This window comes from Paraburkholderia phenazinium, from assembly GCF_900141745.1.
Lineage (GTDB): Bacteria > Pseudomonadota > Gammaproteobacteria > Burkholderiales > Burkholderiaceae > Paraburkholderia > Paraburkholderia phenazinium_B.
Genome location: NZ_FSRM01000002.1, coordinates 363,629 through 378,454, shown reverse-complemented (window position 1 = coordinate 378,454; position 14,826 = coordinate 363,629). Strand labels below are relative to the sequence as shown.

Annotated in this window: 12 protein-coding genes; 3 read left to right on the top strand and 9 right to left on the bottom strand. The window is 61.3% G+C overall.

Annotation, left to right across the window (positions count from 1 at the left end):
• Positions 1 to 472: 472 nt before the first annotated feature.
• On the bottom strand, positions 473 to 949 hold the full coding sequence (locus BUS06_RS38280) for a hypothetical protein (protein WP_254368933.1): 477 nt from the start codon (positions 947 to 949) through the stop codon (positions 473 to 475).
• Between BUS06_RS38280 and BUS06_RS21750 the strand changes: the two genes are divergently transcribed.
• Positions 896 to 3,946, top strand: coding sequence for a sensor domain-containing protein (locus BUS06_RS21750; RefSeq protein ID WP_367946978.1), 3,051 nt, complete (start codon positions 896 to 898; stop codon positions 3,944 to 3,946). The two genes, BUS06_RS38280 and BUS06_RS21750, sit on opposite strands and share 54 nt — an antisense overlap.
• A gap of 139 nt (positions 3,947 to 4,085) precedes the next feature.
• Complete coding sequence (locus BUS06_RS21745) at positions 4,086 to 4,877, top strand: SDR family NAD(P)-dependent oxidoreductase (RefSeq protein ID WP_074266504.1); 792 nt, start codon at positions 4,086 to 4,088, stop codon at positions 4,875 to 4,877.
• Between the two features lie 90 nt (positions 4,878 to 4,967).
• Here BUS06_RS21745 and BUS06_RS21740 read toward each other — a convergent pair whose 3' ends face one another.
• The 5 genes from BUS06_RS21740 to BUS06_RS21720 all read right to left on the bottom strand — a co-directional run bounded on the left by BUS06_RS21740 (position 4,968) and on the right by BUS06_RS21720 (position 9,343).
• Positions 4,968 to 5,729: a DUF4410 domain-containing protein gene (locus BUS06_RS21740; protein ID WP_074266503.1), complete on the bottom strand. Its 762-nt coding sequence runs from the start codon at positions 5,727 to 5,729 to the stop codon at positions 4,968 to 4,970.
• A 165-nt stretch (positions 5,730 to 5,894) separates the two neighbouring features.
• On the bottom strand, positions 5,895 to 7,244 hold the full coding sequence (locus tag BUS06_RS21735) for an ATP-binding protein (protein ID WP_074266502.1): 1,350 nt from the start codon (positions 7,242 to 7,244) through the stop codon (positions 5,895 to 5,897).
• 2 nt (positions 7,245 to 7,246) lie between these two features.
• Positions 7,247 to 7,960, bottom strand: coding sequence for a response regulator (locus tag BUS06_RS21730; protein WP_074266501.1), 714 nt, complete (start codon positions 7,958 to 7,960; stop codon positions 7,247 to 7,249).
• A 26-nt stretch (positions 7,961 to 7,986) separates the two neighbouring features.
• Positions 7,987 to 8,277 carry an EF-hand domain-containing protein gene (locus tag BUS06_RS21725; protein WP_074266500.1) on the bottom strand — a complete coding sequence of 97 codons (291 nt, stop codon included), beginning with the start codon at positions 8,275 to 8,277 and terminating at the stop codon, positions 7,987 to 7,989.
• Positions 8,278 to 8,344: 67 nt separating this feature from the next.
• Positions 8,345 to 9,343, bottom strand: coding sequence for a hypothetical protein (locus BUS06_RS21720; protein WP_074266499.1), 999 nt, complete (start codon positions 9,341 to 9,343; stop codon positions 8,345 to 8,347).
• Between the two features lie 302 nt (positions 9,344 to 9,645).
• Here BUS06_RS21720 and BUS06_RS21715 point away from each other — a divergent pair, with 302 nt between their 5' ends.
• Entirely contained in the window at positions 9,646 to 10,572 is a 927-nt protein-coding gene (locus tag BUS06_RS21715) for a sterol desaturase family protein (protein ID WP_074266498.1), read from the top strand.
• 12 nt (positions 10,573 to 10,584) lie between these two features.
• On the opposite strand, the gene BUS06_RS21710 is transcribed toward BUS06_RS21715, so the two are convergent.
• From BUS06_RS21710 to BUS06_RS21700, 3 genes are read right to left on the bottom strand one after another with little or no spacing between them, the layout of a single operon-like run.
• Entirely contained in the window at positions 10,585 to 12,126 is a 1,542-nt protein-coding gene (locus tag BUS06_RS21710; protein ID WP_074266497.1) for an efflux transporter outer membrane subunit, read from the bottom strand.
• Positions 12,123 to 13,199 (bottom strand): HlyD family secretion protein, encoded by a 1,077-nt coding sequence (locus BUS06_RS21705; RefSeq protein WP_074266496.1) that lies wholly within the window; start codon positions 13,197 to 13,199, stop codon positions 12,123 to 12,125. The genes BUS06_RS21710 and BUS06_RS21705 overlap by 4 nt, the downstream gene beginning before the upstream one ends.
• A gap of 11 nt (positions 13,200 to 13,210) precedes the next feature.
• The gene (locus tag BUS06_RS21700) at positions 13,211 to 14,782 is read right to left on the bottom strand and encodes an MFS transporter (RefSeq protein ID WP_074266495.1); all 1,572 of its coding nucleotides are present in this window, start codon (positions 14,780 to 14,782) and stop codon (positions 13,211 to 13,213) included.
• Positions 14,783 to 14,826 lie beyond the last annotated feature (44 nt).

Genomic DNA, 14,826 nt, shown 5'->3' with positions numbered 1-14,826 from the left:
GTCGCGGACTTGCCGCTAGCCAGACATAGTGGCAGTGGACCTGCTTGCAGACCGGTCCGCAGGAAAGGCGTGTATTTGGGAGCTAATTTGTTCCAGAGACAGCAGGCATGGGGCCATGGGGTGCGCCGTTCAGAAACATATTTGAATGAGACTTTGCTAGACCAGAAGTTACCGTCGTGAGTTCTCCTCACCCTGTACATAAGCGCAAGTTCACGGCAGTGAGCACATCAGATCTTAAAGTTATCCCGACCTGTCGCATATGTGATAACTCACAACGCAGTTAGCTATTTTTCCAACGCTGGTGGGTCCAGCCCCAACTTGCCTTGCCTGCTTAACTCTCCGGGTGTTCGAATCTCCAGTGTCCGAGACAATTACCATTTAGGGTTTGTACTGAGTGAGTTCATGCCTCTTCTTTCCAATATGCCGATCGCATACCGCATTCGGGATATGCATCATCACGTGGCACCTGGATTTAAATCACCAGGACGCAAAACGATCCGTATATTTTTGCTGTTGAAGTTTTGATAGCCAACTGCCGATAACGAAGAGAGGCAGCCATCAGAGGTCGATTCATGAACTTCACCGAAAATCCGGTCCACAGCAAGTTGCGGGAGCGCAGGCTGCCGGGTGGCGCCATGGCGTCTTGCCTCGATACTCGCACGCATCTCCAACAGACGAGATCTTGCCGTATCCATTGCTCCGGTGAATTGCTGCACCCTGGCAGGGTGCCACGAATAGCGGGGCCTCGGTGAACTGGGCCGGTAGCACGGGTCGGCAGTGGCTTTTCCGGCACGGCACTGCGCTGCGGACCGTGCTGGTGAGCGTCATTGCCATCGGCTGTGTGGCGGCGGCAGCCTTCCAGATCTTCGCTTCCAGCGAACGGGCCGATGCCCGCATGGCCGCGGTCATCCAGGTCAAACAGGATCTTGACGTGCTGCAGGCGTTGCATGTCGACGCGAACACTGATTTTCTGAAGGGCCTCGGCACGAGCCGCTGGGCTTCCTACGCGTGGCCCATAGCACGGGTAGGTGAAGCGACGCGTTGCTACGACGACCTCGCGAAGCTCCTTGCGGGAACGCCTGACGCGCTCGCGACGGTCGCCAGGATGCGCGAGGCCAGCGCCCAGTGGGCGCAGCAACTGGACGAACTGACCGCAGGTGCGGTGAGCGTGCACGGCACGGCGGTCAACAGTTCGACCCTGCTTGCAGCAAACGAAACATTCAGCGTGATCGCCGTGGCGGTCGCACGACTGCGCGCACAGGAAGATGCACGCGCGCGGGCAGATGCCAGCTACGCCGCGCAGCGGCTTGCCATTGAGCGGACTGCCCTTGCCATCACTGCCGTACTGGCAAGCGGCCTGCTCGCTTACGGATTTACCGCCAATTACCGGATCTCACTTGCCCGCTCGCGCGCAAAGATCGTTGCGGACGAAGCGGAAAAGCGCTTTCGGGAATACTTCGAGAAACACCCGGTGGCAATGCTGATCTTCGAGGTCCAGTCACTCACCATTCTCGCGGCAAACGGGGCCGCGCAGCGTCAATATGCGTATGGTGCGGACGGTTTGAGCGGCATGCGCATCACCGCGCTTTTTCCGGCCGCTCAGCGCGTCTCGTTCGAGGAAAAAATAGAGCGATTCCACCGCGGGGCGGAGGGCAGCGAGGCCAGTGACACCTGCCTGCATATGCGACGCGACCTGAGCGTGATCACCGTGCAGATGTCCTATCATTTCCTGCAGTACGGTGGTCACGACGCCTGTTTCATCACAGCCATCGATGTGACCGAACGCGAGCAGGCCAAGCAGGAAATCCAGCAGGCCAAGCAGATGCTGGAGACTGTCATCAACAGCGTGCCGAACCGTATCTGCTGGAAAGACCGCGATCTGCGATATGTCGGCTGTAACCGGCCGTTTGCTGCCGACGCCGGCTTCACCGAGGTCGAACAGGTCGCTGGTCTGGGTGATTTCGACATGCCGTGGAAGGAGTCATCAGCACAGCTCATCAATCTCGACGCCCAGGTCATGCGAACGCGTGAGCCTCTGGTGTCGCAGGAAGAAAGCCTGCGAATGCAGGACGGCAGCCTGCACTGGCTGTGCATAACAAAAGTGCCATTGTCCGACGCGCAGGGGAACGTGACAGGAGTGCTGACCTGCTACGAGGACACCACCTCGCAGAAACGGGCCGAACTCGCGTTGCGTTTGCGAAGCCGCGCGCTGGACGCAAGCGTCAACGCCGTGCTTATTACACGTGTGACCGCCACGGGCGGTGCGGTTATCGAGTACGCGAATCCTGCTTTCGGGCGGATTACCGGTTATGCGCCGGAAGACGTTCTTGGGCGCGATGGCGCATTCCTGCTGGCACGTGATCGTTCGCGGCCTGGCTTTGATCAACTGGGTCACGAACTGGCCGCGCAGCGGGAAGTCAGCACCTTGCTGCACAGCACCCGGGCCGACGGCTCCCTGTTCTGGAATCAGCTCTACATCGCGCCGGTGCGCGATGAGAGCGGTGCGATTACCCACCACATCAGCGTGCTGAACGACGTTACCGAACTGGTTGAATCGAGAGATCGGTTGCATATGCAGGCGCGCAGCGATGCACTGACGTCACTGCCCAATCGTGCCGTGTTGCGCGAGTGGATCGAACGCGCTGTCCGGCATGCACAGCCGGGCGAGGTGACTTTCGCAATCCTGTTCATGGATATCGATCATTTCAAGGACGTCAATGACACGCTCGGCCACAGAGCCGGTGACGGTCTGCTGCAGCATGTCGCAAGAGAACTGCGAACCTGTGTTGGGCCAGATGATCTGGTGGTGCGTTACGGCGGGGATGAATTTGTCCTTGCTGTTGCCAAACCGGAAACCGATGATCGTCTGAAAGGCGTGCTGTCATTGATACACGCGTGCCTGAAAGAACCGGTTTCGCTCGAAAATGTCCTCGTGCACGTGCAGATGAGTCTCGGCATCGCCTGCTTTCCCGATGATGGGCACGACGTCGAAACCCTCCTCAGGCACGCCGACCTCGCCATGTACCGCGCAAAAGCGTCGGGGCCCAATGCCATCCAGCGCTTCGACCTGAGTTTTGCGCAGGCAGCGCAGGTGCGCACGACATTGTCGCGACGCATGCGCATTGCACTCGAAAGCGGTGGATTCAAGCTCGTCTACCAGCCGCAGGTCGACATACAGTTGAACCGCATTACTGGCGTCGAGGCGCTGATCAGATGGCACGATGCCGAGTTGGGGCACGTCAATCCCGCCTCCTTCATCCCCGTTGCAGAGGAAAACGGGCTGATTGGTCCGATCGGCCAATGGGTGCTTGAGCAAGCCTGTGTGCAGGCCAGAGCGTGGCAGCAGGTGATGCCTGGACTGCGCATGTCAGTCAACGTTTCCCCACTCCAGTTCGTGCGAGGCGATTTCCTTCAGGTCGTCCAGCGTGCCCTTGCGGGAGCGGGGTTGCCGCCCCGGTTACTGGAACTGGAAATCACCGAAAGTGTGCTGGTGGCGCCCGGCGCGACGGAGGTTCTGAAGGACTTGCGCGAACTGGGCGTGGGCATCGCGATTGACGATTTTGGTGCGGGTTACTCGAGCCTTTCGTACCTGCGGACATTTCACGCCGACCGCCTCAAGATCGATATGTCGTTTGTACGGGGCATCAGTCTCAACCGTGAAGACGAGGCGATTATTACCGCCATTCTCGCAATGGGCCGCAGCCTTGGGCTTTCTGTCGTTGCAGAAGGCGTGGAGACTGCGACGCAATTGTCCTTCCTCGTAGACCTCGGGTGTGATTTTGTGCAGGGCTATTACTTCGCGAAACCCATGCCGGCGCGCCATGCGATGACATACATGGCCGGATTCAAAACTCCCTTGAATGATTCTGCAAAACCGGCCGCTGAAGTCGGCGAAGAGCCGGTTGTGGGTTTCGACGTCAATCGGAGTGGTGCACGACGATCGTAAGGAGCAGGGTCTAGTGGACCGATGCACTACACGCCGCTGGCCGCCTCAAATCGTCTATATTGACTTCTTGAGACGTAACCTCTCATGCTGATGCATCTACTGTTGCCTGCATAACAGCAGGCAGAAAAACGGGGGCGTTATGAGTGAGCTGACAGGGAAGGGCGCGATCGTAACCGGTGGCGGACGCGGTATCGGGCTGGCATGCGCACGGTTGATTGCGCAGCGCGGCGGATCCGTAGCACTGCTGGGCGAGGACCGCGAAGTGCTGGAACAGGCAGCCCTGACGTTACGTGTCGAAGGACACAATGTGATCGCGATCGCCGCCGATGTTTGCATCGAGGACCAGGTTGCCGCCGCGATGGAGCAGTCCGCCGCATTTCTGGGTTCGATCGACATACTGGTCAACAATGCGGCAATTCAGCCCTATGGCACTGTTGCGTCCATGGGCTCCGCCGAGTGGGACCGCGTTATCGGTGTCAATCTGCGAGGTACGTATCTGGCATGTCATCACGCATTGCCGCACATGCTCAAACTGCAACGCGGTTCGATCATCAACATCGCCTCAGTTCAGGCCCTTGCTAACCAGGCCCGGGTTGCCGCCTATGCGACGTCGAAGGGTGGCATGCTTGCTTTGACGCGCTCTCTCGCAGTCGATTTTGGTCCTGCCGGCATACGCGCAAATGCAGTCTGTCCGGGCTGCATCGATGCGCCGATGACACGCTTTTCGGCCGCTGAAACCGCTCCTGGGCGAGAGGAAGAAATCCTTCGGGAGTGGGGTAAAGCACAGCCGCTCGGCCGTATTGGGCGCCCGGAAGAAGTCGCCGAGGTCGTCGCGTTTCTGGCCAGCGATCGCGCAAGTTTTTGCACAGGCGCGGAGTTCAGGGTTGACGGGGGGCTGATGGCGAGCCTCGGCGTAGCACTGCCGGAGTGACGGAAACCACGACTGACATCCTGGGCCGGTTCGATAGGTGCCCTATACTCCGCACGCGTCCGGCCAGATGCCGCCAGGTTGAGACTGGCGTCAGTCGATACGTTTAGCCGACATCCACCCGTTTGCGGTGTTTGCCGCTGCAATCTGCTTCGCGATCGAATCGCCCAGCTTTTTCGCGTCACCACTCACGCCGTCCTGCTTCACCTCGGACACGCCATGCAACGCCGTGCCTGTCGCTGCAGCTGTTGCAATATGACCAGCCGCTGCACCGACCCCCGCTGTTTCCGCGATGCCCGGCATATGGCCGCTGTCGGCGTTAGCGGAAAAGCTTTGCAGTGCGATCGGTGTGCCTGCGGCGGGCTTATACAGGATCTGCACCGACGCACTCACTTCGCTTTTGCCAGCCCCAAGACCAATCAGGATGCGACGGCGACGCTTGCCTTCGTCGATCGTCTGGAAGCTGCCTTCGACGACCAGCGCGTTCTGGTTCGCCGGTGCGGGGCCATCCACGCGCACCGCGTGCAGGCCCATCGATTGCAGCTCGCGGACGATTTCGTTAGCGACCTGTTCGCGCGTATCGATCGCGGTCTGAACCTGCTTTTGCGCAGACGATTCGCCGCTCATCGCCGACCCAATTTTCTGTGCGATGCCGCTGTCCATTTTCACCTGCTCGGGGGTGGCGTTAAACGAATACACATAGATGACGTCAGCACGAACGTGCGGCGCCGCGCTGGTTTGCGTTGTGCCGTTGATGCCTGAGGCGCAGCCCGTCAAGAGTAGCGATCCTGCCACGAGTGCCATGCCTGCCAAACGTTTTGCATTGCCAACGAGGTATTTGAATGAGGTTTGCATGTCGATCCTGTCATCGGCACCGTGGCGCCGGAAAATGTCGGGGGGAGGTGTGCCGCAGCACGCAGACGTGAGTATGGGAGGAAGCGGTCCCGCACACCATTCAGGAATTGTGTCGCGCGATGTCGCCGGGATTCGTCGCACGCGGGCAGGGGATGCCCGCGTTTTTTATGAAGAATGCCGGTTTAGCGGCAACGTGACGTGCACCTCGAGACCACCGCCTTCACGCGCGCGAAACTGAAGCGAGCCGCCGTGCAGGCGTGCGATGCGCTCGACGATGGCGAGCCCGAGACCTGTGCCGCCCGAATGCGTCCGTGCGTTCGTGCCGCGGCTGAACGGCGTCTTGAGCTTCTCCATTTCCCCGGCGGCAATTCCGCTGCCGCGGTCGCAGACGGCGACGCATGCGACATCGTCTTCGGTCCACGTGCGCACGGCGAGACCTGTGCGCCCATAGACAACCGCGTTCTGCATCAGGTTCATCAGGAGCCGCATCAGGCTCACGGGCCGGTACGCGAACACGAGGACTTCGCCGAGCGATAGTTCGAACTCGTGTCCGAGCCCCGCAAAATCCGCCGCGAGCTGACCGATGAGCGCGTTGAGATCGCCTGGCAGCGGCGCCTCGCGCTCGCCGCTGCCGGCGTAATCCATGAACTGCTGGAGAATCGTGTCGATGTGGTCGAGATAGCTTTCCGCCGACGCCACGAACGTATCGTCGGCGCCACGCGGAATCGCCATCGCCATCGCGAGACGCAGCTTGGTGAGCGGCGTGCGGATGTCGTGAGACACCCCAGCGAGCATCAGCGCACGCGTCGCTTCAGCCTGCTGCAACGCCTGGGTCATCTGGTTGAACGCGCTACTCACCTGGGCGATTTCCGTCGGCCCGTCGGTCGGGAGAACGACCGGCGCTTCGCCCGCGCTCACGTGTCGCGCGGCGCGCGCCAGATCCTTGAGCGGACGGTTGATGTGCAACTGGATCAGATAACCCGTTAGCGCGGCCAGCAACGCGAGGCCCACGGAGAGCACAAGCGTCGTGGTAATGCCGCTCGCTTGCGCATCTTCGGTCATCGGCAGCGCAATCCAGCAGGGCGCGCCGGCTACGTGCACGCGAATCCAGAGCCGCTCGCCGTCGCCGGTCTGCCAGCGCACCAGCATGTCGGGCGGTAGATAGTGCTGCAGTGCGCCGACGAAGACGTCGCGTTGCCACGTGCGAAACAGGCGGACCGGGCTGCGCTGCGGTTCGACGCCAAGATGTTCGGGCGTCTCTGTCTGAGCGCCGAGGCGCGCGGCCGCGGCGCGGCCTTCGTCGGGTGGCATGGCGGCCAGCACGCCATCGAGCGTCTTGACGTAGTCGGCGAAGATGATCGCAGCACGGTCGATGCGCGGGCGCTGCACGAAATGCAGCAGCACCGCAAACGAGCATGCCTGGGTTAGTGCGACGAGCGCCACCAGCAGCACGATATTGCGCGCCAGCAGCGAACGCGGCAGCCATCTGCCGCGACGGTTTGAACGCGTAGGCATGCTCACGAGTCGATGCCTGCAACGAGCATGTAGCCGACGCCCCAGACGGTCTTGATGAAGCGCGGTTTCGACGGATCGTCTTCGACGATCTGGCGCAACCGCAGAATCTGCACGTCGATGCTGCGATCGAGCGCGTCATGGTCGCGGCCGCGCGCCCGCGCAAGCAGGTTCTCGCGGCTCACCGGCCGGTTCGGCGACGACCCCAGCGCGTGCAGCAGCAACATCTGCGCAGAGTGCACCTCGACCGGCTCGCCACGATGCAGCAGCGTTTGCGTACCGACGTCGAACTGGTATTCGCCGAAGCGCAGCGTCTGCGAGGTCACGGTCGGCACGCCCGCGGCCATTTTCTGGCGGCGCAGCAGCGCACGGATGCGCGCGACGAGTTCATCAGGGAGAAACGGCTTCGCGAGGTAATCGTCGGCACCGGTTTCGAGGCCGACCACGCGGTCGACCGGGTCGCCTTTCGCGGTCAGCATGAGGATGGGCAGCGTCTGCCCTTCGGCGCGCAGCCGCCGGCATATCGTCAGCCCGTCTTCCGGTTCCATCATCAGGTCCAGCACGAGCAGGTCGTACGGTTCGCGCTGCAGGTAGCGGTCGAGCTGCTTGCCGTCGGCGACGACGCGCACATGGAACCCGTGGCCGGTCAGAAACCGTTGCAGCATGTTGCGCAACTCGGCTTCGTCGTCCAGCACGATAATCCTGTTCACCTGCTCCATGACGCGTCTCCTGGCTTCATTGGCATTCAGCGTGACATTGCTTTCTGTTGCATCAGTGCCTCGATTTGCGGCAGCGTGACATAACCGACGTGCTGCGTATCGATTTCGTCGAAATGTTTCGCGACCATCGGCATACCCGCAGCCGCCTGTTCCCGCGTCAGCTTGCCGTCGCCCGTCGTGTTGGCACTGGCAAAGCGAGCCTGCAATTGTTGCATCGCACGCTCGCCGCGCGGGGTATCCGCAGGTGGCAGTGCGCTCTGAGCCGAAGCCGTTGCCGAAACAATACACAAGACAAGAACCGCGATCATCTTTTTCATCATTTACTCCGTGGTGTGGCCGACGCTCATGGCCGGCAGGGTTAATTCATTGATCTGATGTTTGCCGTTACGCCCAGTGCGCCGGCACCCAGAAGCGCCCAACCCAGTGGCCCGGCACGAATACAGCAGGACGCGGCGCGGGCGCTACATACACAGGACGCGGCGCGACATACAGCGTGCGGGACTGCGGCGCGATGAACACGACACGCGGCGGGGGCGGCGCGACGTAGACCACCTTGGGCGGGGGCGGCGCAACGTAGACGGTCTTCGGTGCAGGAGGCGCAACGTAGGCGACGGGCGGCGGTGGCACGTATGCAACCGGAGGCGCGACGACCACGGGTGCCGGCGCCACGACCACCGGTGCGGCTGCGACGGCGACTGGCGGCGGCGCGACCACAACCGGTGCGGTACCCACGGCAACCGTAGCGCCCACCGTCGTGACAGTGCCACCGGTGGTCACTGTGCCGCCGTGCACGACCGTCGTGCCGCCGCCCGTCGTGACCACGCCAGCGGCCACGCGTGTCGCGCTGCCCGAATGCGTGACGGTTCCACCGTCGGTGCCCGTCACGGTGCCGGAACGGGTGCAGGTGGAACCGGCGCAGTCTGTCGATGCCGTGTGACTAGTGGTGTTGCCATTCGCGGCAGTGATCGTGCCCGAAGACGAATACTGACCCGGCGCGTTGCGCGTCACGCTGCCCGACGTCGTGGCGCTGTGGCCGTCCGAGCCGGTCAGTGTGCCGGTGTGGTCGCACGTACCGCCTGCGCAGCTTGTGTCACCCGAGTGCTGGACCTGGCGTCCGTTAGGGCCGGTGGCTGTGCCCGAATTCGAAAACTGGCCGGGAGCAGTGCGAGTGACGGTGCCGGTGTTGGTGGCGATACCGCCATAGGGATTCGCGACGCCGCCTGCGTGCGTACAGCTGCCGCCCGTGCAGGAGCCGTAATGTGCGCCGTTGTAGGTGCCGTGCGGCGTGTAGGCAGTGCCATGACCCGACCATCCGGCGAAGGCGGGTGTGCTGAGGGCGATGAGCAGCGCAGCGCTGGCTGCGGTGAGGTGGCGGAGTTTCATGAGGTGTCCTTCAAGGTTCGGTTCAGTCACGCACTGCGGCGTGGCAACGGGACGAACTATAAAAGGAGCTCGCGAAATAATCGCCCGGTAAAAGATGTCGCGGTGTTACACCATGGCGGCGCGCCGCCAGCAGCCGGGCTGCGCGGCCGGCTTGCCGTCGCGGCCGGAGTTCCGTGACATCTGGCGACATGGTTTACGCGTGGTTTTTGGCCGGGCAGCCCACTACATTAGCTTCACCCGACGCGATAGCGGCTTTACCCGCAGACGACGCGTCTCACCTCTCAACCCGTTATCTGCCCATCATGTTGACTACTGGAAAAATCGCGCTTTTTGTTACGTTGTTCGTCATTGGTGTCTCGCTGATCGAGGCATGGGTGCTCACCCGCACACAGCGCAATAGCGCTTTGCCGTTCGACTGGTATGAAGTATGGATTTCGTTGGCGGATGTAGCCGGCCGCAAGCTGCTCGCGCTGTTGCCGCTTTCGCTCGCGACGCCGGTCTTCGCCCTTGCCTGGGATCACCGGATCTTTACCGTCACGCTCAACAGCGCGTTGATGGTGTTCCTGCTCTTTATCGGACAGGAGTTCTGCTACTACTGGTATCACCGTGCGTCGCACCGCATCCGCTTTTTCTGGGCGACGCATGCGGTTCATCACTCGCCGAACCAGTTGACGCTTTCGTCTGCTTATCGCCTCGGCCTGACCGGCAAACTGACTGGCTCGGCGATCTTCTTCGCACCGCTGGTGTGGCTCGGTGTGCGCCCTGAAATCGTGCTGGCGACGTTGAGTTTCAATCTGCTTTATCAGTTCTGGCTGCATAACACGTGGACGCCGAAACTCGGCTGGCTTGAATACGTGTTCAATACGCCGTCGGCACATCGCGTGCACCACGCATCGAATGTCGATTATCTCGATGCGAACTTTGGCGGCGTGCTTGTGATCTTCGATCGCCTGTTCGGCACGTATGTGGAAGAACGCGCCGATGAGCCGTGCCGCTACGGTCTCACGACACCGACGCGCTCACGCAATCCGCTCGTCGTCGAATTCGAGCACTGGGTTAGTCTTGCACGGGATATCGCGTCGGCGCGGAGCGTGTGGGCTGCGATCTGCTATGTGATCTTGCCGCCGGGCTGGCGCGCCGATGGTTCCGGCGAAACAACTGAAGCACTGCGTCGGCAGAGCCTGGTTGCAGCGCGTACCGTTCCGGTCAGTACTACGCAGGGACGGTGAGCAATGCTCCCATCAACGCGACACGTCTTGCCTGGCATAAGTCGACTCCCAGCCACCGCCAAGCGCCTTGCAAAGCGTGATCAGATTCGCGTCAGCGGTTGCCTTGCTTTGTTCAAGATTGCTTTCGCCATCGAGCAACTGCCTCTGTACGTTCAGCACGTCGAGATAATCGAGTGCACCGGCCTTGTAACGCTGCTGCGCGACCGACAGTGCGCGCTGGTTCAGAGCCACCACCTCCGTTAATCGGTCACGCCGCTGCTGTTCGGCATCGTAGACCACCAGCGCATCGTCCACCTCGCGCCACGCTTCAAGTACGGTGCGTTGATAGACGATCGCGGCTTCCTGTTGTTGCGCCTCACGCAGATGCAATGTCCCCTTGAGCCGTCCGCCTTCAAAAATCGGCATCGTGATGGAGGGTCCGACAACAAACTGTCCCGAGGCCCAGTTGGCGAGGCTCGAGAGCTGCAAACTCTGAAAACCTGCGCTGCCATTCAGCGAAATGCGCGGATAAAAATCGGCTTTTGCCATACCGATCGAGGCAGTGGCAGCATGCAGCTGTGCCTCCGCTTGCCGGATATCCGGTCTGCGTTGCACCAGCTCCGACGGAAAGCCGATGGGTACCTGCGCAGGCAGCTCGGGGACGTCATGCGGCTCGCTTAGTGTTTGCGCGAGCGCGCCTGGCTCTTCGCCGAGTAATACGCCAATCGCGTTGATCGTGGTCTCGCAGCGCGATTCGAGCGTCGGGATCAGGCTCTCGATCGAAGCCGCCTGCGCGGAAGCGTTGGCCACGTCCAGATCCGTCGTCACGCCTTCGCGTACCTGGACTTGCGTGAGTTTCGTGGTATCGCGAGCAAGTTCGAGGTTTTGCTTCGCAATGCGCAGCAACGACTGTGTATCGCGAAGCTCGATATAGTCTCGCGCGAGTTCAGCGCGGGCTGACAGCAACACAGCGTTTCGATCCTCGTAAGAAGCCTGCGTCAAGGCAGTCGCAGCTTCGACACCACGTCGATTGCGGCCCCAGATATCGAGTTCCCAGGAGGCGTCGAAGCCTGCCTGATAGAGGTTGTACGCCGGCGAACCCTTGGAGCCCGGCAACGGCGCGACACCGAGCGGCGTATTACCCGAAGCGGATTGCGACTGCGTTTCGGTCGGACTAACCCCGAGCAGCGACAGGATGCCGTTTGGACTTCCGCGCTCGCGGTCATACGACGCAGCGCCGTCCAGCGTGGGATATTCTGCTGCACCTGCGACCCGTTGCTCAGCCCGGCTTTGGCGAAGGCGCGCCGATGCCGCGGCCACATCGAGGTTCGCATTGGCCAGTTGCTGTTCGAGCGTATTCAAGGTGGGATCGTTGAACAGGGTCCACCAGTCCGTATCGAAGTCGGTCTCGACAGCCTTGCTTGGAGCCTGCGCCGCCTGAGTGCGATCGAACACTTGCGGCGGCGTGGACGTCACGGGAGGTTCGAAGTTCGGCCCAACCGTACAGCCCGCTATCACGAGGCACGCCAGTATCTCCAACACCAGCGCGCTGAAAGAAAAGCCGTTCGTATTCATTTTCTCTCTCCTGCTTCGGCCAGGGTATCGCTATGCTGACCCACGGCAACTTCCGTTTCGACAGACAGCCCCACGCTCAGCGCAGACGCTGCCTCCTGACCTCGATCGATCGTGATCTTCACCGGCACGCGTTGCACCACCTTCGTGAAGTTGCCCGTCGCGTTGTCGGGTGCGATAGGCGCGAAGGCCACGCCGGTTGCAGGCGCGAGACTATCGACACGACCATGAATCACAACGCCAGGGAAGCTGTCGACCTTGATGCGTACGCTCTCGCCAGGGCGCATGTTGGTGATCTGGTTTTCCTGGAAGTTAGCAACAACGTAAGCGTCCGAAAGCGGCACGATCGCGAGAACCGGCGCACCTGGCGTCACGAACGCTCCAACCCGTGCGGAACGCCGTCCAACCTTGCCGTCCACCGGGGCGCGAACCTCCGTATAGGACAGATTGAGCTGTGCCTGATCGAGCGCCGCTTCGGCGCGTGCGAGTGCGCCGGCTGCCTTATCGCGTTGGGTACGCAATACGTCGAGATTCTGCTCGGTCGACGCCAGCGCGGCCCGGTCGTGTGCCTGTTGCGCGAGTTGTTCGGCGAGCGTGCTCGACGCGTGCTGTTGCTCTTGGGTTGTTCCCGCACCTGCGTCCGAGAGGTCCTGATATCGCGAGGCGTTGGCTCTTGCAAACCCGATCGACGCATCGTCCGATTTGAGCGTCGCGCTCGCTTGCTCGACCAGCGAGGGCTGCCGCGCGATCTCGGCGTCGTAGTTCGCAACGGACGCCTTTGCCGCAGCCACGTCCGCTTCCGCACTCATCAAAGCGGCCTTGAAGTCGCGATCATCGATACGGACCAGCAATTGCCCGGCCTTGACCGACTCGTTGTCGTTGACGAATACGTCGGATATCTGACCGGCGATACGCGGCGCCACCAAGGTGAAATCGGCTTCAACGTAAGCGTCGTTAGTGGATTCGGTATTCGAGTTGCCGGTCAGGCTTGTGCAAGCCCACGCACCAATGCCGGCCGCAACAAGCAACGCGGCAACACGAATAATCCTGAGGGGAGATTTAGCAGCGGATGACATAAGAACCGTCCTTAGCGTGAAGTGGAGGGCGTCGTGCACCACGGCGGGTAGATTCGCACGGGTAACACGGGCACCAGGAAAAGGAGGGCGATGGCAACACCCGCCATGACCCGGTAAAGATCCGCCGACGTCAGCACCACTGCCTGCTCGTGGATCCGGTGTGCAAGTTCGCCGAGGCTATTTGCTGCGTCGACGCTTTGACTTGCTACAAGCGCGTGGTTGCCTAAATGGTCCACGAGCATGTTCGAATGAAGGTGTTCCCGATCGGTGCTCAGCCCTTCGATGAGCGCCGTTGCCACAGCCGCTGAAAAGGTTTTGAGCGAGTTGAACATCGCCGAAGCAAATGGGCCGTCTGTCGGGGCCAGGCCCGTCGTCACACCCATCAGGATTCCCAGGATTACCATCGGCTGCGCGACGATCTGGATCGATTGAAGCCAGTAGAAGTTGTTGCGAATCCACTCTGAGGTAATGAAGCTCCCCATCAGGCACGTGGCAAGCATGAGGCACAGGCCGATCGCCATGACCCAGCGGTGATCGACCCGCCGCAGATTCAGAACGGCAGCGGTCAGTGGGAGCGTGATCAGGAGCGGGATAGCAACCAGCAACGACAAGGGCGCAGTCTGCAGCGGCCTGTAGGCATGAACGCTCGCGAGATACTGGCCGGGTATTGCGGCCACACCCACCAGCAGGATCACCGCGCCCAGCAGGGTCGTCAGTCCGTGCGTGAAGTTTCTGCGCGACAGCAACTGCAGCTTGAAAAAAGGCAGCGGGTGAAACCACTCGTTGACGAGGAATATCGCAAACAGAAGCCCCCCGCCAATAAACATCACGCGAATGAGCTCGGAATTGAGCCAGTCCAGACGATCGCCTTGCAGCAGGCCCGTCACGAGCATCGCGACGGCCGGAAATCCCGTCAAAAACCCGGTCCAGTTGAATGCCTTGAGCCGTTCGAGTTTGAGGGGATCGGCGGGAAGCCCTTGCTGGATCGCCACACAGCACGCGATACCAAGCGGCACGATTTGCCAGAACGCCATCTGCCAGCCGACATACTCGGTCCACAAAGCAGCGAGCGGCGTGCCGAGCGCCGGTCCAAAGGTCGCCGTGAGGGCGTAGCCCGCGAGGCCGTATAGCTTCACCTTGGGCGGAAGGTAGCGCAGCGCCACGATGATCAGCATCGGGGGCAGACATCCCCCTGCAATTCCCTGCAGGACGCGCAGCGCATAGAGCGTCAGCAGGTTTGGTGCGAAGGGGCAGAGGATCCCGAACAGCATCGTCGCGATCACGGCGCCGATGGTGAATCGCTTGAGCGTGAACGTGATGCCAAACCACGGAGCAAACACCATCGTCGCGACATTGGCCGCTTCGAATAAAGCGGTCAGCCAGGTTCCGTCGTCATGCCCTATCGAGAGCGCGCCCTGAATGTCCGCCAGGGACTGCGCGGTGACCTGTTCGTTGAGAATAGCCAATAATGACGCGAGCAGCATTCCAACGAGACCAATCGCCAGGCGAAGCGGAAGCGCGGATTGTGCGGGCGCCGCCTGCGCAGGAGCGGCTGTCGTCGTTAAAAGGTTGGCTGTAGTCATGGCAATCCCGTTACTGTTCAGGTTCAATAGGGCTTCTAAATGTC

Excerpts from the sequence above, each read along its gene's own strand:
- BUS06_RS21750 (WP_367946978.1), top strand. The coding sequence starts at position 896 with ATGGCCGCGGTCATCCAGGTCAAACAGGATCTTGACGTGCTGCAGGCG.
- BUS06_RS38280 (WP_254368933.1), bottom strand. The coding sequence starts at position 949 with ATGCAACGCCTGCAGCACGTCAAGATCCTGTTTGACCTGGATGACCGC.
- BUS06_RS21745 (WP_074266504.1), top strand. The coding sequence starts at position 4,086 with ATGAGTGAGCTGACAGGGAAGGGCGCGATCGTAACCGGTGGCGGACGC.
- BUS06_RS21740 (WP_074266503.1), bottom strand. The coding sequence starts at position 5,729 with ATGCAAACCTCATTCAAATACCTCGTTGGCAATGCAAAACGTTTGGCA.
- BUS06_RS21735 (WP_074266502.1), bottom strand. The coding sequence starts at position 7,244 with ATGCCTACGCGTTCAAACCGTCGCGGCAGATGGCTGCCGCGTTCGCTG.
- BUS06_RS21730 (WP_074266501.1), bottom strand. The coding sequence starts at position 7,960 with ATGGAGCAGGTGAACAGGATTATCGTGCTGGACGACGAAGCCGAGTTG.
- BUS06_RS21725 (WP_074266500.1), bottom strand. The coding sequence starts at position 8,277 with ATGAAAAAGATGATCGCGGTTCTTGTCTTGTGTATTGTTTCGGCAACG.
- BUS06_RS21720 (WP_074266499.1), bottom strand. The coding sequence starts at position 9,343 with ATGAAACTCCGCCACCTCACCGCAGCCAGCGCTGCGCTGCTCATCGCC.
- BUS06_RS21715 (WP_074266498.1), top strand. The coding sequence starts at position 9,646 with ATGTTGACTACTGGAAAAATCGCGCTTTTTGTTACGTTGTTCGTCATT.
- BUS06_RS21710 (WP_074266497.1), bottom strand. The coding sequence starts at position 12,126 with ATGAATACGAACGGCTTTTCTTTCAGCGCGCTGGTGTTGGAGATACTG.
- BUS06_RS21705 (WP_074266496.1), bottom strand. The coding sequence starts at position 13,199 with ATGTCATCCGCTGCTAAATCTCCCCTCAGGATTATTCGTGTTGCCGCG.
- BUS06_RS21700 (WP_074266495.1), bottom strand. The coding sequence starts at position 14,782 with ATGACTACAGCCAACCTTTTAACGACGACAGCCGCTCCTGCGCAGGCG.